Annotated in this window: 16 protein-coding genes; 3 read left to right on the forward strand and 13 right to left on the reverse strand. The window is 63.9% G+C overall.

Translation table 11 applies throughout. From position 1 onward, the window contains the following. Nucleotides 1–182: 182 nt before the first annotated feature. From KFO72_RS33355 to KFO72_RS33375, 5 genes are all read right to left on the reverse strand, one after another. Nucleotides 183–365, reverse strand: a complete 183-nt coding sequence (locus KFO72_RS33355; RefSeq protein ID WP_007582094.1) for a hypothetical protein — start codon at nt 363–365, stop codon at nt 183–185. 266 nt (nt 366–631) lie between these two features. Next, a complete protein-coding gene (locus KFO72_RS33360; RefSeq protein ID WP_060599437.1) occupies nt 632–1906 on the reverse strand; it encodes an MFS transporter in 1275 nt (424 codons plus the stop codon). Between the two features lie 139 nt (nt 1907–2045). Continuing rightward, nucleotides 2046–3536 carry an efflux transporter outer membrane subunit gene (locus KFO72_RS33365; protein ID WP_225033884.1) on the reverse strand — a complete coding sequence of 497 codons (1491 nt, stop codon included), beginning with the start codon at nt 3534–3536 and terminating at the stop codon, nt 2046–2048. Nucleotides 3537–3547: 11 nt separating this feature from the next. Next, nucleotides 3548–4834, reverse strand: a complete 1287-nt coding sequence (locus KFO72_RS33370) for an efflux RND transporter periplasmic adaptor subunit (protein ID WP_176052174.1) — start codon at nt 4832–4834, stop codon at nt 3548–3550. A 59-nt stretch (nt 4835–4893) separates the two neighbouring features. Beyond that, entirely contained in the window at nt 4894–8076 is a 3183-nt protein-coding gene (locus KFO72_RS33375; RefSeq protein WP_225033885.1) for an efflux RND transporter permease subunit, read from the reverse strand. A gap of 440 nt (nt 8077–8516) precedes the next feature. Here KFO72_RS33375 and KFO72_RS33380 point away from each other — a divergent pair, with 440 nt between their 5' ends. Both KFO72_RS33380 and KFO72_RS33385 read left to right on the forward strand, forming a co-directional pair. Continuing rightward, entirely contained in the window at nt 8517–8729 is a 213-nt protein-coding gene (locus tag KFO72_RS33380) for a hypothetical protein (RefSeq protein WP_007582104.1), read from the forward strand. Nucleotides 8730–8845: 116 nt separating this feature from the next. Continuing rightward, nucleotides 8846–9877 (forward strand): serine/threonine protein kinase, encoded by a 1032-nt coding sequence (locus tag KFO72_RS33385; RefSeq protein ID WP_225033886.1) that lies wholly within the window; start codon nt 8846–8848, stop codon nt 9875–9877. A gap of 23 nt (nt 9878–9900) precedes the next feature. On the opposite strand, the gene KFO72_RS33390 is transcribed toward KFO72_RS33385, so the two are convergent. After that, the gene (locus tag KFO72_RS33390) at nt 9901–11898 is read right to left on the reverse strand and encodes a DUF3857 domain-containing transglutaminase family protein (protein WP_225033887.1); all 1998 of its coding nucleotides are present in this window, start codon (nt 11896–11898) and stop codon (nt 9901–9903) included. Nucleotides 11899–12346: 448 nt separating this feature from the next. Here KFO72_RS33390 and KFO72_RS33395 point away from each other — a divergent pair, with 448 nt between their 5' ends. After that, on the forward strand, nt 12347–13069 hold the full coding sequence (locus KFO72_RS33395; protein ID WP_225033888.1) for a PepSY-associated TM helix domain-containing protein: 723 nt from the start codon (nt 12347–12349) through the stop codon (nt 13067–13069). 69 nt (nt 13070–13138) lie between these two features. Here the strand turns inward: KFO72_RS33395 and KFO72_RS33400 are convergent, their stop codons facing one another. From KFO72_RS33400 to KFO72_RS33430, 7 genes are all read right to left on the reverse strand, one after another. After that, a complete protein-coding gene (locus KFO72_RS33400; protein WP_062915006.1) occupies nt 13139–14167 on the reverse strand; it encodes an XdhC family protein in 1029 nt (342 codons plus the stop codon). Continuing rightward, nucleotides 14140–14721, reverse strand: a complete 582-nt coding sequence (locus KFO72_RS33405; protein ID WP_060599431.1) for a CoxG family protein — start codon at nt 14719–14721, stop codon at nt 14140–14142. The genes KFO72_RS33400 and KFO72_RS33405 overlap by 28 nt, the downstream gene beginning before the upstream one ends. Continuing rightward, nucleotides 14712–15953, reverse strand: coding sequence for a vWA domain-containing protein (locus KFO72_RS33410; protein ID WP_225033889.1), 1242 nt, complete (start codon nt 15951–15953; stop codon nt 14712–14714). Before KFO72_RS33410 ends, KFO72_RS33405 begins: the two co-directional genes overlap by 10 nt. 5 nt (nt 15954–15958) lie before the next feature. Then, entirely contained in the window at nt 15959–16846 is an 888-nt protein-coding gene (locus tag KFO72_RS33415; protein ID WP_054929445.1) for an AAA family ATPase, read from the reverse strand. Between the two features lie 122 nt (nt 16847–16968). Then, the gene (locus KFO72_RS33420) at nt 16969–17766 is read right to left on the reverse strand and encodes an FAD binding domain-containing protein (protein WP_225033890.1); all 798 of its coding nucleotides are present in this window, start codon (nt 17764–17766) and stop codon (nt 16969–16971) included. A 12-nt stretch (nt 17767–17778) separates the two neighbouring features. Further along, on the reverse strand, nt 17779–20166 hold the full coding sequence (locus KFO72_RS33425) for a xanthine dehydrogenase family protein molybdopterin-binding subunit (RefSeq protein WP_054929447.1): 2388 nt from the start codon (nt 20164–20166) through the stop codon (nt 17779–17781). Nucleotides 20167–20176: 10 nt separating this feature from the next. Then, nucleotides 20177–20677 (reverse strand): (2Fe-2S)-binding protein, encoded by a 501-nt coding sequence (locus tag KFO72_RS33430; protein WP_054929448.1) that lies wholly within the window; start codon nt 20675–20677, stop codon nt 20177–20179. Between the last annotated feature and the right edge of the window lie 1019 nt (nt 20678–21696).

Here is a 21696-nt window from a genome sequence, read left to right on the forward strand (position 1 = left end):
CACAGGGGCGACGCGTGAAGCACGCTAACAATTCGCGGATGCCAGCGAAAGCAAAGGCAACGGCAAAACCAAAACCAAAACCAAAACCAAAACCAAAACCAAACCAGCTCGCGCAGCCCACAACCGCCCCTCCATCAGCCCGCGCAAATACAAGAATGAAAAACAAGAAGACAAAAGCAAACCTACACCAGGGCGGGTAGCCCTTCCACCAGCACAACCGCAAACACCACACCCAGCAGCGCGCCGAGCACCCTCAACGTGTTGTGCCTGAACTCAGTCTTGCAGGGCAGCGCGCCAAGGAACAGCGCTCCGGCCAGCGCCATCGGAATGACCAGAATGAAATCACCGATCGTGAAGTAGTGCATGCCTGTCTCCTTTGTAGTCTCGTCCGACGCGACTGCATGCGGCGCGCCTGACTACCAGTATAGGAGACGGTATCGATGCGTTTTGTGGGCTGGAACGCACGCGAGCTTCTGTCGCTCGCGCCGCGCAGCCAAGCGGCGCAAGGCTTTGCGCCATATACACGGCGACGCGTCAAATCCAGCGCGATACGAACGCCCGCTTACGCTGACCTTTCTGAATATGCGTTTTATCGGTGAAAAGGTGAAAAACGCGGGCGGAAATTGCGCGCTTACGCCATGCCGACGCGCTCTCGGACGCGCAGCCGCGCCGACGCCAGGATACCGATCACCAGCAATCCGCCGACGAGCGCCGCCACCCCCGTCCACCCATAAGCCGCCCACACGCGCCCGCCATACGAGCCGACGATGCTCGATCCGAGGTAATACGCGAGCAGATACAGCGCGGCCGCCTGGCCTTTCGCTTCCTTCGCGATCCGTCCGACCCAGCCGCTCGCCACCGCGTGCCCGGCGAAGAAGCCGAACGTCACGCACGCAATCCCGCACGCGATCAGTGCAAGCGACTGTGTGACGGTCAACAGCAGACCGCACAGCATGATGACGATGCTGCCGATCAACACGCGCCCGCGCCCGAACGTATCGGCCATGCGCCCTGACCACGGCGACGCGACGACGCCCGTCAGATACACGACGAAGATCCCGCCGATGGCCGTCTGACTCAGCGCGAACGGCGGCGCGAGCAGCCGGTAGCCGATGTAGTTGTAGAGCGTGACGAAGCTGCCCATCAGCACGAAACCCATCAGAAACAACAGCGGCAGACCAGGCCGTCCGAGATGCTTCACGAGCGCCGTGCGGTGATGCGAGAAGCCAAGTCCGCGGCGCGGGACGAAATGGCGTGAGGGCGGCAGCAGCGAGCGGAACGCGAGCATCGACAGAATGCCGAGCACGCCGATCGTGCCGATCGCGACGCGCCACGAGAACAGATCGGCGACGACCCCCGTAATCACACGCCCCGCCATGCCGCCAATCGCCGTGCCGCCCACATAAAGGCCCATCGCGAGACCGAGGCCGTCGGGATGCACTTCTTCCGCCAGATACGCCATCGCGACGGCGGGTACGCCGCCGAGCGCCAGCCCTTCGAGCGCGCGCAGCAACAATAGCGCATGCCATTGCGGCGTGAATGCGACCGCGAGCGTCAGCAGCGACGAAGCGGTGAGCGAAGCCGTCATCAACCGATGGCGGCTCCATCCTTCCGACACGAAGCCCGCGATGAAAACAGCGAGCGCAAGCGCCGCCGTCGTCAGCGACAGCGACAGGCTGCTTTGCGCAGGACTGACGTCGAATGAAGCGGAGAACGCGGGCAATAGCGGTTGCACGCAATAGAGCAGCGAGAACGTCGCGTAGCCCGCGAACAGCAGCGCAAGACTGGCGCGCCAGTAGGCGCGCGTGCCGCGCTCGAGATATGGCGCGCCGGTGGAGGAGGTTGCAGAAGATGAAGCGAAAGACGATGAATCAGCGGGCCGACTCGGGTCCGACGATGCGGTCACAACAAAACTCCCGGAAACGATTGAAACGACGCAGAGACTCGCGCGCTACACGCGTGCAACAGGCGCGAAGGGTCAACGATACGCCGATTGCGCGTACCACGTCGTCGAATCCGGCAACCGGAATGGAACACGAGCCGTGTCAGCCGCGCGTCGCGCTGGGCACGCTCGCGGGTTGACCGGCGGCATCGGGGTGCGTGAGCTGTTCGTCGGTGGGCAATGCGGTCGCGTCCCAGCCGCCGCCGAGCGCCTTGATCAGCGCGACGCTCGCGGCCATCCGGCGGCGCGCGATCGAGACCGCCTGGCGCTCGTTGGCGAGCGCCGTCGTTTGCGCGACTACCACGTCGAGATACGTGATCGCGCCGTTCTTGTAGCGGTTCGACACGATCGCCAGCGAGCGCTGCGCGGCCGAAACCGCATCGTCCTGCGCCTGCGCCTCCTGTTCGAGCACGCGCAAGGCAGCAATGTTGTCTTCGACCTGGCCGAACGCCGTCAGCACCGTTTGACGGTACTGCGCGATGCCTTCGTCGTAGTTCGCCTGGGCTTCGGCTTTTTTCGCGGCGCGTCCGCCGAAGTCGAGCAGCGTGCCGGCGAGCGTCGGTCCGAGCGACCAGAAGCGGGCGGGCGCAAGCAGCCAATCGCTGAAGTTGGTCGCCTCCAGTCCGCCCGTCACCGACAAAATCAGATTCGGGAAATACGCCGCCGTTGCGACGCCGATCTGCGCGTTCAGATCGACCATCTGCCGCTCGGCGGCGGCAATATCGGGGCGCCGTTCGAGCAGCGTCGACGGCACGCCGACGGGCGCGACGGCGGGCACGGCGACGAGCGGCGCAACCGGCAGCGAGAAGGTCGAAGGCGTCTGGCCGGTCAGGATCGCGATTGCATGTTCGAGTTGCGCGCGCTGCACGCCGAGATCGATCAATTGCGCCTGCGTCGTGCGCAACTGCGTCTGCGCCTGCGCGACATCGGCGTCGGTGGCGATGCCGCCCTTGTAGCGGTTCTGCGTGAGCTCGACGGCTTCCTTGTAGGCGGCGATCGTGTCGTCGAGCAGTTGCCGTTCGCGGTCGATGCCGCGCAGTTCGAAATAATCCGTCGCGAGTTCGGCCTGCATCGACAGCAGCACGCTTTGCGCGTCGGCGGCGCTTGCCTGCGCGTTGGCCCGCGCGCCTTCGACGCTGCGCGACACGCGGCCCCACAAGTCTGGCTCCCAGGTCGCGTCCGCGCCGACGATCCAGTCGTCGAGCGTCTTGCCCGCCGTCGATTTGAACTTCACGTTCTCCGACGACCGCGCACGCGAGTAGCCGCCGTTCGCGGTGACGACAGGGAAGAATTGCGAGCGGAACTGCTCGACCTGCGCGCGCGCCGCGCGGAAACGCGCCTGCGCGGCCTGCACGTTCTGGTTCGCGCTGGAGACCTGCTGTTCGAGCGCATTCAGCGCGGGGTCGCTGTAGACCTCCCACCAGGCGCTGCGGATGCGCGCGTCGGCGGGTTCGGCCATTTTCCAGCCGGTGCCTTCGAGTTCCTTATACGTGGCGGCCGTTGCGGTCGCGGGCCGCCTGTAATCGGGGCCGACCGTGCACGCGGCAAGGAGACTCACGCTCACCAGCGCGAAAGCCACCGAACGAAGACGCATGCGATACGTGCTCACTCTTGTGCCTTTGCAGTCTGCTCGCTTTGCGGCGACGACGAGCCGCCAGAGGTGCCCGAAGCGCCTGAAGCGCCTGAAGCACCCGCCGCGCCGCTCGCTTTCGGATGCACGATGCGCACCGCAGCGCCATCGACGATCGAATCCTGCGGATTCAGAATCACCTGCTCGTCGCCCGTCAGCCCGGAGGCGATGGCGACGCGCGTGCCGTAGTCGGTGCCGAGCGATACCTTGACGAGCTTCACGCGTTGCTGCGCATCGACGGTGGCGACTTTCACGCCGTCCGGACGGAACAGGAAAGCGTTACCCGGCAGCGTGTACGGCGCGGCCGCCTGCGATTTCAGCGCGAAATGCACTTGCGCATAAGCGCCCGGCAGCAGATCGCCGTTGCGGTTGTCGACGTCGACTTCGACGAGCATCGTGCGTTGCTGTTGATCGACGGCGCCCGACGTGCGCGCGACCGTCCCCGGATAGTGCTTGGCCGGCGTTTCGGTGAGCGTCAGAAACGCGGTCTGCTGCGCCTTCACTTCCTGCGCGTAAGCCTGCGGCACGTTGACGTAGACGCGCAGCCGGTCGGCCTGAGCGAGGTGGAACAGTTCCTTCGCCGGGCCGCCGGAGCTGCCCGCGTCGATCAACGCGCCGACGTCGACGTTGCGCGCGGTCACGATGCCGTCGAACGGTGCGTAGACCTTCTGGAACGACTGCATCTTTTCGAGCCGCGCGACGTTGAAGCGTGCCGCGTCGAGCGTGCCTTTCTTTGCGAGCATGTCGCCGACCTTTTCGTCGGTTTCCTGCTTCGAGACGGAATTGCTGCGAAGCATTTCCGACCAGCGGTCAGCGGTGCTTTTGGCGAGTGCGTAGGTCGCTTGTGCGTTGGCGAGATCGGCGCTCGCCGCCTTCAGTTGGTCGTCGACTTCGGGCGTGTCGATTTCGGCGAGCAGTTGCCCTGCCTTCACGTGTGCGCCGATATCCGCGTACCACTTCTTCACATAGCCGTTGGTGCGCGCGTAGATCGGCGTATCGAGAAACGCCTGCACGTTGCCGGGCAGCACGAGATCGAGCGCGGCCGCGGATTTTTTCGGCTTGATCACTTCCACGGCGAGTTGCGCGGAATGCTGCGCGTCGCGTTCAAGTGCCGCGTGCGCTTCGTGACGCGACCAGATACCCTGCGCGGCGAGCGCCAGCACGACGAGTGCTGCACCGATCACGATCCAGCGCGAACGTTTCGATGAGCTGCGCGGGCCTTCCCCGTGCGGCGCGGACTCATCAGGACGATTCCCTTCCATCGGAACTCCAGATACTGTGCTTGCGCATCGTTGTTATGACCGTGGCCACGTCGGCCACCTTATTGCGGCTTCTGGACCACATGCGCGGCAGCGCGTGCGCGTCTTCCAGACAGCCGTCGATAGATCATCGAAAACACCACGGGCACGAACACCAGCGTCGCAACTGTGCCGATGGTCAACCCGCCGATCACCGCGCGCCCGAGCGGCGCATTCTGCTCGCCGCCTTCGCCGAGGCCGATGGCCATCGGCACCATGCCGATCACCATCGCGAGCGCCGTCATCAGCACGGGGCGAAAGCGCGTGAAGCCCGCTTCGATCGCGGCGCGTGTTGCATCCCCGTGTTCGAGCAACTGCTCGCGCGCGAAGCTGACGACGAGAATCGAGTTCGCCGTCGCGATGCCGATGCACATGATCGCACCCGTCAACGCCGGAATGGACAGCGTGGTATGTGTGAGAAACAGCATCCACACGATACCCGCCAGCGCGCCCGGCAAACCCGTGATGATGATGAACGGATCGAGCCACGACTGAAAATTCACAACGATCAGCAGATACACCAGCACGATCGCAAACACGAGGCCGGTGAACAGGCCCGAGAACGAGTCGTTCATCGTCTGCACCTGGCCGCGCAATTCGATCGACGAGCCCTTCGGCAATTGTGCCTTGGTGTCGGCGATGATCTTCTGGATATCGTCCGAGACGGCGCCGAGATCGCGGCCGTCGGCGGTGCCGTAGATATCGATAGTGGTCTGCGCGTTGTAGTGCGTGAGCACGGCGTTGCCTGCTTCGCGTCGCATCGTCGACAGCGCGCCGAGAATGTTGGTGTGGCCGTTCGCGTTCAGCGGGATGTTCGCGAGCGATTGCAGCGAATCGATCGTGTATTGCGGCGCTTCCGTTATCACGTTGTAACTGACGCCATTGCGGGGATTGAGCCAGAACGTCGGCGTGGTCTGCTGGCTGCCGGACAGCGTGATCAGCAGATTGCTCGCCACGTCCTTCTGCGTGAAGCCCGCCTGTTGCGCGCGCGTGCGATCGACATCGACGAAGATGCGCGGCAGATCGGACGGCTGCTGGATGCGCGCATCCGCAAAGCCCGGTATCGCGCGCAGTTTGTCGAGCAGCGTCGCGGCGAACGCGCGATTGCCCGGCACGTCGCGCCCCACGATCTGAACGTCGATCGGCGACGGCATGCCGAAGTTCAGCGTCTGACTGACGATATCCGCAGGAAGGAATGCGAACTGCACGCCTGGGAATTCGTCGGTCAGCGTGCGGCGCAATGTGCGCACGTACTCGGCTGTGGGCTTGTGATCGGGGTTCAGGCTGATCAGGATGTCGGCATCCGAGGTGCCGATCGTGCCCGTCGCGCTGTAGGACAGGTTGATGCCCGATACGGGCAGGCCGATGTTGTCGATGATCGAATGCAGTTCGTCGCGCGGAATCAGCTCGCGGATGCGCGCATCGACGCGATCGGTGACGACGGCCGTTTCTTCGACACGCATGCCCGTCTTTGCGCGCAGATGCAGCGCGATCGTGCCGGCATCGACGGCAGGAAAGAAGTCGCGGCCAAGGAACGGCATCAGCAGCAGCGACAGCAGACAGCACGCGAGAAAGCCAGTCACGAAGATGCCGGATCGCGCAACGCGCGCCACGAGAAACGCACGATAACGCCCGCGCACATTCGCAAAGCCGCGCTCGAACGCGAGGTGCACTCGCATGAACGGGTTGCGCGTTTCATGCGAATGATGGAAGTCGGCGGGACGATGGTGATGGCGCAGCAGATACTTCGCCAGCGTCGGCACCAGCGTTCGCGAGAAGAAGTACGAAGCCAGCATGGCAAACACGACGGCTTCGGCGAGGGGAATGAACAGATAGTGCGCGACGCCCGTCAGCAGGAACATCGGCACGAACACGATACAGATCGACAGCGTGGAAACCAGTGTTGGAATCGCGATCTGACGCGCGCCGTCGAGAATCGCCTGTTCGAGGTTCTTGCCCTGTTCGAGCTGGTGACTGATGTTCTCGATCGCGACCGTCGCGTCGTCGACCAGAATACCGACGGCGAGCGCCAGCCCGCCCAGGGTCATGATGTTGATCGTTTCGCCGAGCGCGGACAGCGCGATGATCGACGTGATCATCGACAGCGGAATCGACACCGCAATGATCAGCGTTGCGCGCCAGTTGCCGAGGAACAGCAGAATCATCAGGCCCGTCAGGCACGCGGCGATCAGTGCTTCGCGCAGCACGCCTTGCACGGAAGCGCGCACGAACAGCGACTGGTCCGCGACGGGATCGATGTTCAGCGACTCCGGCACGAGATTGCGCAGCGCCGGCATCATGGTCTTGATGCGATCGACGATTTCCAGCGTGGATGTGTTGCCGCTCTTGTTGATGGTGAGCAGCGATGCGCGCTGGCCGTCCACGCGCACGATGTTGGTCTGCGGCTGATAACCGTCGCGCACATGCGCGACGTCGCGAATGTAGATGGTGCCGTTTGGCCCCGATTTGATGGGAATGTTGTTCAGGCCTGCGAGCGAATCGGGACTCGCATTCATCTGCACCGAGTATTCCGTCGAGCCGATTTTCGCGGTGCCCGTCGGCACGATCAGGTTCTGTGCGGTGATCGAATTCACCACATCCATCGGCGACAGATTGCGCTCCTGCAGCTTGCGCGAATCGATATCGACCATGATCTGACGCTGCTTGCCACCGTACGGCAGCGGCGCCGACGCGCCCGGTACGGTCGCGAGCTGCGTCTTCAGGAAGTTATTACCGTAGTCGAACAGTTCCTGTTCGGTGAGCGACGGCGACGACAGCGACAGCCGCAGGATCGGCACCGTGGACGCGTTGTAGCGCAGTATGTTCGGCGGCGTGATGCCGGGCGGCAGCGAGCGCAGCTGCGTTTGCGACAGCGCCGTGACTTGTGCGAGCGCTTCGTTGATGTTCGCGTGCGGCTGGAAGAAAATCTTGACGACGGCGATGCCGTTCAGCGAAGTCGATTCGACGTGCTCGATATCGTTCACCGCGACGGATAGCCCCCGCTCGTAGTTCAGCACGATGCGCTTTTCCATCTCGTCGGCAGGCAGGCCGTTGTACGTCCAGATCACCGACAGCACGGGAATGTCGATGTTCGGGAAGATGTCGGTAGGCGTGCGCAGGATCGTCAGCGGGCCGATGATCAGCAGCAGCAGCGCGAGCACGACAAACGTATAGGGGCGCCGCAGCGCGAGACGAACGATCCACATGAACGGGGCGGTCCGGTGAGGGCGGGAGCCGCTGCTTCTGGCGGCAGCGAGCAGCATTGCGCGAGGCGCCCAGGCCGGGCGTGCGCGAGAGGAATATAGCGCGTATCGTAGCTTACATCGACATTTTTGAGACGACCGCGCGGTCCGGTTTATGATGAGCCTGTTACGGGTCGTTACAGTCAGGGTTTCGTAAGTCGAATTGACCGGACGGATACCTCACCAGGACTTACTTTTTACTTTGCCAAAGCGCCCAAAAGGGCAACAATGGGGCTGAGGGGTTCGCATTGGCCGATGTGTGCCGGAAGGGATGCGAGTCGATCCTGGCCCCTGGTTTTCGATTCAGGTGCGCACGCAACCATCCGGATGTCGCGGCGCTTTTATCATCACGTTGACCGGCGCAGTCCCAAACAAGCCGGCAATTGGGAGAACGGGGAAACATCATGCAAGTCGGTTCTATTGTTCGATCCGTGCATATCGCCGTGCCGCAAGGTGCGCGCGGGATCGTGATGCGCATTCTCGGCGACATGGCGATGGTGGCGTGGTACGCCGGCGAGCCGGGGACGTCGAAGATACTGAACACGGAACCCTTTTTCCTCGAAGATCTGATTGACACGGGCGAATTCGTCCGCCCCGCTGGCGCGCAGATACATTGATCGCGGTTGTCTTGCCTGCTGTCGTGATTGACGGGATGCGGCGCCGCTGAGCGGTCGACGCATCCCGAGTGACACTGACGCTCGTTTTTGCGCGCGGCACGGCGCACAATGCGGGCATGAACGAAGACACTCCCGAGATTCCCACCCCGCAGGACGGCCATGCCGTTCCCTTTGCCCGCCTTACGCCGGAAGTCGTGCTGGATGCGCTCGATAGCGTGCTGGACACGGTAGGCGTGCGCACGGACGGGCGCATGCTGCCGCTCAACAGTTACGAGAATCGCGTGTATCAGGTCGGCGTCGAAGACGGGCCGCCTGTCGTCGCGAAGTTCTATCGGCCGCAGCGCTGGACCGACGAAGCGATTCTCGAAGAGCATGCCTTCGTCGCGGAACTGTGCGAGCGGGAGATTCCCGCCGTGCCGGCGCGCACGCTCGACGGCCGAACGCTGCACACATTCGACGGCTTCCGCTTTTCCATCTTCGAGCGGCGCGGCGGCCGTGCGCCCGATCTCGACCGCAAGGACACGCTCGAATGGCTCGGGCGGTTTATCGGGCGCATTCATGCCGTTGGGCAAACGGTGAACTACGCGGCGCGTCCGACGCTCGACATCCATACCTTCGGCTACGAGCCGCGCGACTATCTGCTCTCGCAAAGCTTCGTGCCCGCCGACGTGCGCGTCGCGTGGGAAGCCGTTGTCAACATGGCGCTCGAAGGCGTCGAGCAGGCCTTCGAACGCGCGGGCGACGTGCGCCAGTTGCGCATGCACGGCGACTGTCATCCGAGCAATGTGCTGTGGACCGACGCCGGCCCGCATTTCGTCGATTTCGACGACAGCCGCATGGGCCCCGCCATTCAGGACCTGTGGCTGCTGCTTCCGGGCGAGCGCAACGAGGCGTCGCGCGCGTTGACGGATCTGCTCGCGGGCTATGAGGACTTCTGCGACTTCGATCAGCGCGAACTGCATCTGGTCGAAGCGTTGCGGACCTTGCGGCTGATTCACTACTCGGCGTGGCTCGCGCGTCGTTGGGACGATCCGGCGTTTCCCGTCGCATTCCCGTGGTTCAACACGCAGCGCTATTGGGAAGACCGTATCCTCGAGTTGCGCGAGCAGATCGGTGCGATGCAGGAAGGGCCGCTCTGGCCGGTGTGATGCTTGAGCGTGTGGGGCGATCGTCAGTCGGCGGATTGAACGCGGACCGGCGATCCGGCTATCACACGCGGTGGCGCCGAGAGCGTCGCGGACGCGCCGCGCGCCGCATCCGCAAGCGTCGAGCGCACGATCACTTGCGCGCGCACGTCGCGGCCAATCGTTTCGATGCCCGCGCGCATCTGCGTGAAATCTTCAGGCGAGCAGACTTCGCTGGCGAAACGCGTGGTCCCGTCACGCGTCACCGAGATGACATTCGTACTCGCGTCATACGAATACGTCGAGCGGTAGTCGATGAAAAGGTTTCGCGCGGCCATCGCTTCCGGCACATCAAGCACGCGAAAATTTGCGGGCAGCGCAATCTGCGTGCGCTCGTGCAACTCGACATTGCGGCACACGAAAGGCTGCGTGCGCTGCCGTTCGCCGAGCCAGTAGCGCGCGTCCGACTGAAATCCGCCGACGAAGCTCGTGAGCGCCGGAATCGACGCGGCCGTGCCAGGCACGACGAAGTCTTCAAGTTTGCCTTTCATCGTGAGCGACAGTGGGCCGTCCGTCGCGTTGAGGTTGCTGGTCGACAGCGTTGCCGTTCCCGAGAGGTTCACGAAGCGCAGTTCCGCCTGCAGCGACTCTTCGCGCTGCGCGGGCGTTTGCATGCGCAGCAGCGCGCGGCCCTGCTCGGCGGCCCAACCCGCGGATTCCAGCCGGTAGACGAAGGTCGCGGAGCCATCGCGCGCGACGTTGATCGACAGATCGGTGGTGCGCGACATCGTGGCCGTCGACGGTGTGCGCGACAGCACGCCGTCGTTGACGAGCACGACGGGGCGGTTCATGTCGGTCGACGGCAGATAGCCGAACTCGACGTTCGGCGCGGTCGAATCGGCGTATAGCTGAAGTTCGGGCAGCCACGTGATCACGTGATTCAACACGCCGTAGCCGGGCACGTCGGGCAGCGTGTAGATCGTGCCGCTACTGATCAGCGCCGGTTCGTTGCGAATGCCGACGGCGTCGAGCAGCGCGCCATACAGCGCGACGTGGTCCTTGCAGTCGCCGTAGCGCAGTGTGAGGATATCGGTCGCGCGATGCGGCACGACCGCACCGCGTCCAATGTTGACGGCGACATAGCGCACGTTCTTGCGCACCCAGTCATAGAGCGTCCCGGCTTTGGCACGCGGCGTCGGATCGCCGGCGGTGAGTGAGCGGGCCAGTCCGACGATCGCCGGGTCGTTGACGCTCGCATCGACGGCCGATTCGCGGTACTTCGCGGCGAACGCGGCGTAGTCGGGAAACGTCGAGACCATTAGCCGGTCGCCATAGCTCACATACGCAATCGATCCATATTCGAGCCGCGCGAAATGCGCCTTGTCGTAGCGGAACTCATAACGCGTGCGGCCGTTTTTCGTCGACGGCGGCAGCGCGACGAAGCCGCGTGCATCGGCGTAAAGCGGCTTGCCGGCGGGCAGGTCGTAGACGAGGCGGAAGTGATGGGTCGGTGCGAGATCGGGCGGCGTGAAGTCGCTGAAATGGCCCGGCACGATCGGCTGCATCTGCGTCTTCCGATACTTCAGGTGCACGCGCGCACCCGGTTCGACGGCGGGAAACACGATCACCTTTTCGAGGATGTCCTGAAACATCGGCGCGTCGAACGAACGCGCTTCCTGCACGTCGCGAATCTGCTCGGGTCGCACGTCGTGGCGTTTGCCGTCGGCGGATGTCGTATACGCCTCCAGAATGTCGACGCTCGCCATGTTGCGGTTGAACCAGATGTAGTACTGCGCGACGCGCGCGACGCCCGCTTCGTTGTTCACACGCAGCGTCATTTCGTCGATCTTCGTGTAGGAGCCGTCGGCGTTCACCGTGAAGGTCTGCGTTTCGCGTTCGTTCGTGTATGGCTCGATGGGCGTGGCCGTTGCGGCGTTCGGTGTCGTCAGGCCCGGGTTGTCGGCCGGTTGGTCGGCAGCGCGGGCTGCGCCTGTGCAGAAGGCGCAACAGGCCATCGCGATACGGAAGATCGTGAAAAGGCGCATGGGGAATCAGGCGTCCGAAGGAATTGGTCTAGTTCTGTCGCATCTCACAGTTCAAAATCACACGGCATTTGTGTCAAGCGGGCAAACCGCACACAACGGCATCTTTTTCCGGACGCCGGGCCGAGCCGTCGGGATTGAAAGAAATCACATTCTATGTAATGATAGTCATTCTCATCTGAAGGGCGTCGCCAGCGAATTGTCGTCTTCTCCTCTGTCGACCAGAGTTAGCGCTTTAGCGCTTGGCTCTGGTCCCATGCGAGAAACGAGCTGAGACAGGCCAGCCAGCTCTTCGGTGACCATCCTGCTTTTGCCTGGATGCCGTAGCTGCCGCCTGTCTTGCGGCAGGCGAGCTTCGGACATCCGTCGTTCCGCTCCGAACGACATTTCCAGTTTCCATTCCAACGTTGCCGCACGTCGGCAGCGCACGACCCGCTTTGCCAGGAACACGATGAACGCGCCCGAATCGATCGAACTGAAGCCTGTCGCCCGCGCGGGCGGGATGTCCGCCGCCGTCCAGCAGCTGGACGCGGACGAACTGGCCGCGCGGCGTCAGCGCTCGCGGCGCGCGAATTTCATCAAGTGGCTGCGCAAGGTGCACGGCTGGGTCGGGCTATGGGGCGCCGTGCTCGGGCTGCTGTTTGGTGTGACGGGCTTTCTGCTGAATCACCGCGCGGGACCGCTGAAGGTGTCGTCAGGCGAGCCACAGGTCGAGCAGTTGCAGATCGCGTTGCCGCAGAAGGGTTTCAAGTCGCCCGGCGAGATGGCGCACTGGCTGAAGGATGAACTGCATATCGACGGCAAGCCGGGCAGGGCGCGGCGCGAGCCCGCGCACCCGGTGGCATGGGGCGATCAAAGCGCCGTACAGCCGGAGTTCTGGCAGATCGGGATCGCCGCGCCGGGGCAGAACGTGCAGGCCGAGTATTGGGTGGGCAACGGCTTCGTGTCGGTGAAGCGCACACAAAACTCGTTTCTCGGCACGATGAACAACCTGCATAAGGGCGTTGGCTTGAGCGTCGGCTGGGTGCTGTTGATCGATACGATCGCGGGCAGTCTGATTCTGCTTTCGCTGACGGGCGTGCTGCTGTGGACGGAACTCAACAAGCGACGGACCGTGGGTGTCGTGCTGGTTGGCGGGTCGATTGTGGCGGCGGTAGTGTGTGGGGTGATGTGAACCGGTCGACAGAATCGGGGAATTCGAACGCGAACCGTGCCTGAGTCGCGTTCGAATCCAGTTGAAAAGCTACTGTGGAATACTACAAGCCGCGCCACCACTCGCCGCAATCTCACGCGCCGCCTTGGCACCTTCGACTTGCAGCAGCGTTGGCAGCGACACGCCATTCTTGGCCGCCGTGACTTCGGCAAGAATCGACACAGCGATTTCAGGCGGCGTTCTGCTGCCGATATAAATCCCCACGGGCCCATGCAGTCTTGCGAGTTCCGTCTCGGTGAGATCGAACTCCTTGAGCCTTTCGCGCCGCGCCGCGTTGTTGCGCCGCGAACCCAACGCGCCGACATAAAACGCAGGCGTTTTCAACGCCTCCATCAGCGCTAGATCGTCGAGCTTCGGATCATGGGTGAGCGCGATCACGGCGCAGCGCTCATCGAGCTTCATTTCGAGCACGGTATCGTCGGGCATCGTACGAACGACCTTGGTGCCCGGCACGTCCCATTCATCCGTGTACTCTTCGCGCGGATCGCACACCGTCACCTGATAATCGAGCCCGACCGCGATATTGCACAGATAGCGCGACAGTTGCCCGGCGCCGATCACCAGCATCCGGTAACGCGGGCCGTGTATCGTCAGCAGACGTTTTTCGTCGAAGTCGACGCCATCCGTTGCTTGTGCGGGACCCAAACGCGCGACACCCGTTTCCATATCGAGCGTGCGCGCAACGAGCCGTCCATCTTCAACGGCATCGCACAGCGCGGCGATGCCGCTCGCCTCCGTCAAAGGCTCCAGCACGAGCTGAATGGTGCCGCCGCACGGCAAACCAAAACGATGCGCTTCTTCAGCCGAAATGCCGTATTTCACGGCTTCGGGCTTTGTTTGCTCGATTCCGCGCTGACGCACGCGATCAATCAGATCGTCTTCGATACAGCCGCCCGACACCGAGCCGACCACCGCGCCATCGTCGCGCACGACCAGCATCGCGCCCTCGGGACGCGGCGACGAGCCCCACGTCTTCACGACCGTCACGAGTAGCGCACGATGTCCCTGTTCGAGCCAGCGCGCGCTGGACTTCAGGACTTCGAGATCCACGCTGTCCATGATTTCTTCCTCTTCGGTTCCTCGCCACTGCTGTCGGTGGCAGCTTCGCTGTCTTCGACAGGATTCGCAGTGTCGCCTGATTCGACGGATTCTGCCTGCACGCCGCCACCGCCGCCCGTCAATTGCTCGCCGAGGCGCCTGAAAAACTCGCCAGCGAGCTTGCGCGCCGCGCCATCGACCAGCCGCGAGCCGATCTGCGCAAGCTTGCCGCCGACTTGCGCCGTCGCCGTGTAAGTGAGCTTCGTCGCGTCGTCGCCGTCGGGTTCGAGCGTCACGTGCGTTTGCCCTTTACCGAAGCCAGCCGCGCCGCCCTGTCCTTCGAACACGATCGTATAGGTATGAGGCGCGTCGATATCGGTGAGTTCCATGCGGCCCTTGAAGCGCGCCTTTACGGGTCCGACCGCCGCGCTCAATGCGACGGCGTACGCGTTCTCGCCGTCCGGTTCGATGCTGTCGCAGCCGGGAATCGATGCGCGCAGAATCTCCGTGTCGTTCAGCGCTTCCCATGCGCGCTGCTGCGGCACGGGCAGCGTGTGGGTTTCGGTCAGCTCCATGACGTCGCTCCTCCAGATATCGCAGCCCCTGCGGCATCGCGGGACACGCGCGTCAATTGCGCGAGATCGCGGCCGAATGCAGCCAGGCTGTCGAGATTGTGAACCGGCTTGTGCGCATCGACGAACGGCAGCATCGCCTGCACGCCGCGCGCCTTCGGCGAGAACTCGCGGTAACGCAACAACGGATTAAGCCACACGATGCGATGCGCGAAGCGGCGCAGGCGGGCCATTTCGGTTTCGAGCACGTCGATCGCCTCGTGATCGAGGCCGTCGGTGACAAGCAGCACGGTCGCCCTGCCTGTCAGCACTCTGCGTGCCCAGCGGCGGTTGAATTCGGCGAGCGCCGCGCCGATGCGCGTGCCGCCCGACCAGTCGACCACCTGATCCGCAAGCGCGGCAATCGCGACATCGGGATCGCGTTCTTTTAGCGCGCGCGTCGCGTTGGTGAGACGCGTGCCGAACAGAAACACCTGCAAGCGTTCGCGCGATTGCAGCAGCGCATGGCAGAAGTACAGCACGGCGCGCGAATAGCTGCTCATCGAGCCGGAAATATCGAGCAGCAGCACGAGCGGCGGTTTGCGCGCGACCACCGCGCGATATTTCCACACCGTCCAGTCGCCGCCCGCGCGCACGGCATGCCGCGCGCTCGCGCGCAGATCCGCATGCGTGCCGCGCGACGCCGCCTTCAGCCGGCGCGTCGGCTCCATCGCGAGCGGCAGACGCTGCGCGCGAATCAGATGCCGCAGCGTGCGCCATTCGTCTGCGGTAAGCGTGTCGAAATCGCGATGACGCAGGCGCTCTTCGGCGCTGAACGTCACGTGCGCGTGCAGTTCATGCTGCTCTTTGTCGGCGGCTTGCGCGGTTTGCTTGCGCTGCTTCGCGTGATGCGCGGCGAGCGCATCGGCGAGCCGGTTGTTCCGTTTGGGCGGCGGGATGCCGCTCGTCACCTTCGGCAGCAGCAATGCGCGCAGCTTGCCTTCCCAATCGGGATCGCGCCAGAAAAGATCGAACGCGGCGTTGAAAAGGTCGCGCTCGTCGGGCGCGCGCAACAGCAACGCGGCGAGCGCCGCGCGTACATCGTCGCGTCTGTCGAGATCGATCCAGCGCAACGCTTCGAGCGCATCGACCGCCTGTGCGGGCGACATCGGCGGGCCTGCGCCGCGCAACAGCCGCACGAAGTGCACGACGTTGCGCGCGAGCGTCGCGGAACCGGGATCGCTGACGGGCATCATCGACGCTACTCCGCCGCCGCAAGACATTGGCGGATCTGTTCGGCGTCGAGTCGCGCGAGATCGTCCTGATACTTGAGCAGTACGCCGAGCGTGTCCTGCACCGATTGCGGATCGAGTTCGGTGACGGTGAGCGCGGCGAGTGCGCGGCACCAGTCGATCGTCTCCGCGATGCCAGGCGCCTTGAACAGATCCATGCCGCGCAGCCGATGCACGAAATCGACGGCGCGGCGTTGCAGCGCTGCGCCGGTTTCAGGCGCGCGCGCCGCGACGATCGCCAGTTCGCGCTCGCGCTCGGGATAACCGATCCACTGATACAGACAGCGGCGCTTCAACGCGTCGTGCACTTCGCGCGTGCGGTTCGACGTCATCACGACGAGCGGCGGATGCTCGGCGCGCACCGTGCCGTACTCGGGAATGGACACCTGGAAGTCCGATAGCAGTTCGAGCAGGAATGCCTCGAACGGCTCGTCGGCGCGGTCGATTTCGTCGATCAGCAGCACGCGCCGCGCGCCGGGATGATGCTCGTCTGGCATGAGCGCCTGCAGCAGAGGCCGCTTCAACAGAAACTCGCCGCGATACAGCGTGCTGCTGTCCGGCTTCTCGCCGGCCGCTTCGGCGAGCCGCAGCGCCATGATCTGCCGCGGATAGTCCCATTCGTACAGTGCGCTCGCCGTGTCGAGCCCTTCATAGCATTGCAGCCGCAGCATCGACGTGCCGAGCATGCCCGCCGCTGCCTTGGCCAGTTCCGTCTTGCCGACGCCCGGCTCGCCTTCGACGAACAGCGGCCGTTCCATGCGCAGCGCGAGAAAGAGCGCAGTCGCCAGTTCGCGGCTGGCGAAGTAGCCTTGCGCATTGAGCTGGGCGAGGGTGTCGTCGATTGAAGCGGGCTGCATGATTCTCCCTGGCACATCGGCTTGCATTGCTCGAACGCTGAGCAAGCCGGACAAACCCGACAAACGAAATGGCCCGGACGCGCCGGGCCTCGGGTGCTCAAACGCGTCGCACGCCGCGTCCGCTAGCCGTTTGCGGCTCGCACCGCACGCGCCGTCAGCACGGGTATCAGGTGAGCGCGATACTCGGCGCTCGCGTGCATGTCGGTGTTGAGGTCGTCCGGCGCGATCGTCACGCCGCGTGCGGCGGCTTCCGTGAAGTTCGCGGCGAGCGCGTTCTCCATGTCCGTCGCGCGAAACACCGACGACGCCGCGCCCGTGATCGCAACCCGCACGCCACCGGCCGTCTTCGCTACGAACACGCCCGTCAGCGCGAAGTGCGACGCGGGATTCCTGAACTTCTCGTACGCGGCTTTCTCCGGCACCGGAAACTCGACGGCGACGATCAGTTCGTCGGGCTGCAACGCGGTTTCATACATACCGACGAAGAAATCCGCCGCGGAAATGCGGCGCCGGTCCGTCACGACGGTTCCGTCGAGGCCCAGCACGGCGGCAGGATAGTCCGCGGCGGGATCGTTGTTCGCGATCGATCCGCCGATCGTGCCGAGCGAGCGCACCTGCCGGTCGCCGATATGACCCGCGAGGAACGCAAGCGCCGGCAATATGCGCTGCACGTCGGCGTGACTTGCGACGTCCGCATGACTGACGGCCGCGCCGACCGTCACTTTGGTCGGCTCGACGCGAATCTCCTTCAACTGCGGGATGCGCGTGACGTCGATCAGCTTCGACGGCTGCGCGAGACGCAGGCGCATCGTCGGCAGCAGGCTTTGTCCGCCTGCCAGGTACTTCGCCTCGCTGTCGGCGCTCAGGATGGACACGGCGCTTTTCGGGTCGGCAGCACGTTGATAGTCGAATGAATACATGTCGGCCTCCGCTCAAGGACGTGAGTTTTGTGCAGCGTGGATCGCGGACCACACGCGATGCGGCGTGGCAGGCATCTGCAGATCCTTGACGCCGAGCGGCGCGAGCGCGTCGATGATCGCGTTGATCACGGCGGGCGGCGAACCGATTGCGCCCGCTTCGCCGCAGCCCTTTACGCCGAGCGGATTGTGCGTGCACGGCGTGCCTTTCGCGGTTTCGACGGTGAACGACGGCAGATCGGACGCGTGCGGCATCGCGTAATCCATGTACGAGCCGGACAGCAGCTGGCCGGTCTCCTTGTCGTACACGCAGCGCTCCAGCATCGCCTGGCCGATGCCCTGGCCGAGACCGCCGTGCACTTGTCCTTCGACGATCATCGGATTGATCACGTTGCCGAAGTCGTCGACGGCCGTGAAGCGCTCGATGCGCGTCTCGCCCGTCTCGACGTCCACTTCGACTTCGCAGATATACGCACCCGCCGGATAGGTGAAATTGGTCGGATCGTAGAACGCGCTTTCGTCGAGGCCGGGCTCGAGCTTGTCGAGCGGATAGTTGTGCGGCACGTAGGCGGCGAGCGACACGTCGGCGAAGGTCTTCGTGCGGTCGGTGCCGGCGACGCGGAACGTGCCGTCCTTGAACTCGATGTCATCCGCCGATGCTTCGAGCAGATGCGCCGCGATCTTCTTCGCTTTCGATTCGATCTTGTCGAGCGCCTTCATGATCGCCGAGCCGCCGACTGCGATTGAACGCGAGCCATACGTGCCCATGCCGAACGGAATGCGCCCGGTGTCGCCGTGGACGATGTCGATGTTGTCGATCGGCACGCCGAGGCGGTCGGACACGACCTGCGCGAACGTCGTCTCGTGCCCCTGGCCGTGACTGTGCGAGCCGGTGAAGACGGTGACGGAGCCCGTCGGATGCACGCGTACTTCGCCCGCTTCGAACAGGCCCGCGCGCGCACCGAGCGCGCCCGCGATGTTCGACGGCGCGAGACCGCACGCTTCGATGTAGCACGAGTAGCCGAGTCCGCGCCGTTTGCCGTTTTTCTCCGATTCCTGTCGGCGAGCGGCGAAGCCTTTGACGTCCGCGAGTTCTATCGCACGGTCGAGACAGGGTTCGTAATCGCCTGTGTCGTATGTCAGGCCGACGGGCGTCGCATAGGGGAACGAGCGGATGAAGTTGCGGCGGCGGATTTCGGCGGGGTCCATGTTCATGTCGCGCGCCGCCGTTTCGACGAGGCGTTCGACCACATACGTCGCCTCGGGACGGCCTGCGCCGCGATACGCATCGACGGGCACCGTGTTTGTGAATACCGCTTTCACTTCGGCGTAGATCGCGGGCGTCGCGTACTGGCCCGCTAGCAGCGTCGCGTAGAGGATGGTCGGCACGCTGGAGGCGAAGGTCGACAGGTACGCGCCCATGTTGGCGATCGTGTGCACGCGCATGGCGAGGAACTTGCCGTCGGCGTCCATGGCCAGTTCGGCTTTCGTCACGTGATCGCGGCCGTGCGCGTCCGATAGAAACGCCTCCGAACGCTCTGCCGTCCACTTCACAGGGCGGCGGATTTTCTTCGACGCCCACGTCAGCGCGACGTCTTCCGCGTACAGGAAAATCTTCGAGCCGAAGCCGCCGCCGACGTCCGGCGCGACCACGCGCACTTTCGATTCCGGCAGCGCCAGCACGAACGCCGCCATCAACAGCCGTTCGACGTGCGGATTCTGATTGGCCACATAGACGGTGTAGCTGTCATCCTGCGGCGCGTAGCTGGCGTTGACGGCACGCGGCTCGATCGCGTTGGGGATGAGGCGGTTGTTGACGATATCGAGCGTCGTCACGTGATGCGCCTTGGCGAACGCGGCGTCCGTGGCGGCTTTGTCGCCGTGGCCCCATGTGTAGCAGGTGTTGTCGGGCACTTCGTCGTGGACGGCGGGTTGGCCCGCGTCGGCGGCGTGCACCGTGTCGATCACGGCTGGAAGTTCGGCGTAGTCGACTTCGATCAGTTCGGCGGCGTCTTTTGCGGCTTTCACCGAATCGGCGATCACGATCGCGACCTGGTCGCCGACGTGGCGTACTTTCGTATGCGCAATCACAGGGTGCGCCGGCTCGTGCATCGGTTTGCCGTCGATGCTGTGGATCAGCCAGCCGCACGGCAGCCCGCCGACATTTTCGGCGGCGAGATCGGCGCCGGTAAAAATCGCGACGACGCCGGGCGACTGCTTCGCGGCGGTGGTGTCGATACGTGTGATGCGCGCGTGCGCGTGGGGCGAGCGCAGGAATACGGCGTAGGTCTGACCGGGCAGGACGATGTCGTCGGTGTACTGGCCGTTGCCGGTGAGGAAGCGATAGTCTTCCTTGCGCCTGACGGGCGTACCCACCATGCGGTGCGAATCGGGTGCGTTCATGGCGGGCTCCTCAGACGTTCGCGGCGGCTTTCGAAGACGCGTCGGCCTGCATGCCGGCTGCGCCCTGAACGACGGCTTTGACGATGTTGTGGTAGCCCGTACAGCGGCACAGGTTGCCGTCGAGCTGCCGGCGCACTTCGTCTTCCGTGAGGTTCGGATTGGTTGTGACCAGCGCGGTCGCGCTCATGACCATGCCTGGCGTGCAGAAGCCGCACTGCAGGCCGTGGCACTCGCGGAAAGCGGCTTGCATCGGGTGCAGTTCGCCGTTTTTCGACAGCCCTTCGATCGTGGTGATTTCCTGGCCTTCTGCCTGCACGGCGAGCATGTTGCAGGATTTGATTGCGCGGCCGTTCAGATGAATCGTGCACGCGCCGCATTGCGCGGTATCACAGCCGACGTGCGTTCCTGTCAGCCGCAATTGTTCTCGTAGAAACTGGACAAGCAGGGTGTGCGGCTCGACGTTCGCGGTAACGGGTGAACCGTTCACCGTCAGACTGATGCTGATCGCCATGAACTGTCTCCTAGGGACGCTCTTTTATTGAGCCCCGGGTGGGGTGAGACCGGCTCGGGCCCGATGTTCACTTGCTACCGCTGGCCTGCTGGAGGGTCCGGTACGGTTGGGGTGCTGTTTTTGCTTTGTTTTTGTTGTTTGTGACGAAAAGTAAAACACAAAAAACGGGAGGCGGCTATGGGGAGGTGTGCCTCCGGCGGTTTTTGTTGGGGTTTGGTTTTGGGTTTTGGGTTTGGGGTTTGGGGTTTGGGGTTTGTCTGCGACGCTGGGTGGTTTGCCGGTGTTTGTGCGGGCATCCGCGAATTGTTAGCGCGCTTCACGCGTTGCCGTTCGGTGTTTTCAGCCTTTGAGCTGGCATCCGCGATGCGTTAGCGTGCTTCAAGCGTCGCCCCTGTGCGGGGCGGCACCTACTTTTCTTTGCCGCCGCAAAGAAAAGTAGGCAAAAGAAAGCGGCTCACACCGCCAATTCTTGACGTTTGCCCACGGGCCCCCAATGTCCCCATCCTTCACACGGCAGCGCGCTTGCATAGGTTCGTTGCAAACGCATCGTTTAAACGCCTCACCCGCTCCGATTACCCGTACCCGGTCAAGCGGCAGCGAATGGTATGTGCCGCCCAGGTGGCAAACTGTGTGTAGGCCGTGGTCCCTCGCACGCATCACTCCGGACCGATAGCGCACGCGTCCCAGCCGGTAAGAGCGCCACCCTATACGATGCGACAACCTACACACAGTTTGCCACCTGGGCGGCGGTGGATTGTGTGGTACGGCGTGCTGCGACGCGGGGTATAGGAAGCGGGTGAGGCGTACAGAGAGAGCGTTGGCAACGCACGTGGGTCACGTGGTTGCCGTGCGAAGTGTGGGGCCGTTGGGGGCCCGTGGGCAAACGTCAAGCACTGGCGGTGTGAGCCGCTTTCTTTTGCCTACTTTTCTTTGCGGCGGCAAAGAAAAGTAGGTGCCGCCCCGCACAGGGGCGACGCGTGAAGCGAGCTAACAATTCGCGGATGCCATCGCAAAGCCCC

The organism is Paraburkholderia sp. XV, from assembly GCF_020177535.1.
GTDB lineage: Bacteria > Pseudomonadota > Gammaproteobacteria > Burkholderiales > Burkholderiaceae > Paraburkholderia > Paraburkholderia caribensis.

What these genes read in the sequence shown, in the direction of transcription:
- KFO72_RS33370 (WP_176052174.1), bottom strand. Translation starts at nt 4,834, where the DNA reads ATGGAAGGGAATCGTCCTGATGAGTCCGCGCCGCACGGGGAAGGCCCG.
- KFO72_RS33405 (WP_060599431.1), bottom strand. Translation starts at nt 14,721, where the DNA reads ATGGAGCTGACCGAAACCCACACGCTGCCCGTGCCGCAGCAGCGCGCA.
- KFO72_RS33355 (WP_007582094.1), bottom strand. Translation starts at nt 365, where the DNA reads ATGCACTACTTCACGATCGGTGATTTCATTCTGGTCATTCCGATGGCG.
- KFO72_RS33425 (WP_054929447.1), bottom strand. Translation starts at nt 20,166, where the DNA reads ATGAACGCACCCGATTCGCACCGCATGGTGGGTACGCCCGTCAGGCGC.
- KFO72_RS33415 (WP_054929445.1), bottom strand. Translation starts at nt 16,846, where the DNA reads ATGCAGCCCGCTTCAATCGACGACACCCTCGCCCAGCTCAATGCGCAA.
- KFO72_RS33365 (WP_225033884.1), bottom strand. Translation starts at nt 3,536, where the DNA reads ATGCGTCTTCGTTCGGTGGCTTTCGCGCTGGTGAGCGTGAGTCTCCTT.
- KFO72_RS33395 (WP_225033888.1), top strand. Translation starts at nt 12,347, where the DNA reads ATGAACGCGCCCGAATCGATCGAACTGAAGCCTGTCGCCCGCGCGGGC.
- KFO72_RS33390 (WP_225033887.1), bottom strand. Translation starts at nt 11,898, where the DNA reads ATGCGCCTTTTCACGATCTTCCGTATCGCGATGGCCTGTTGCGCCTTC.
- KFO72_RS33430 (WP_054929448.1), bottom strand. Translation starts at nt 20,677, where the DNA reads ATGGCGATCAGCATCAGTCTGACGGTGAACGGTTCACCCGTTACCGCG.
- KFO72_RS33420 (WP_225033890.1), bottom strand. Translation starts at nt 17,766, where the DNA reads ATGTATTCATTCGACTATCAACGTGCTGCCGACCCGAAAAGCGCCGTG.
- KFO72_RS33375 (WP_225033885.1), bottom strand. Translation starts at nt 8,076, where the DNA reads ATGTGGATCGTTCGTCTCGCGCTGCGGCGCCCCTATACGTTTGTCGTG.
- KFO72_RS33385 (WP_225033886.1), top strand. Translation starts at nt 8,846, where the DNA reads ATGAACGAAGACACTCCCGAGATTCCCACCCCGCAGGACGGCCATGCC.
- KFO72_RS33410 (WP_225033889.1), bottom strand. Translation starts at nt 15,953, where the DNA reads ATGATGCCCGTCAGCGATCCCGGTTCCGCGACGCTCGCGCGCAACGTC.
- KFO72_RS33380 (WP_007582104.1), top strand. Translation starts at nt 8,517, where the DNA reads ATGCAAGTCGGTTCTATTGTTCGATCCGTGCATATCGCCGTGCCGCAA.
- KFO72_RS33400 (WP_062915006.1), bottom strand. Translation starts at nt 14,167, where the DNA reads ATGGACAGCGTGGATCTCGAAGTCCTGAAGTCCAGCGCGCGCTGGCTC.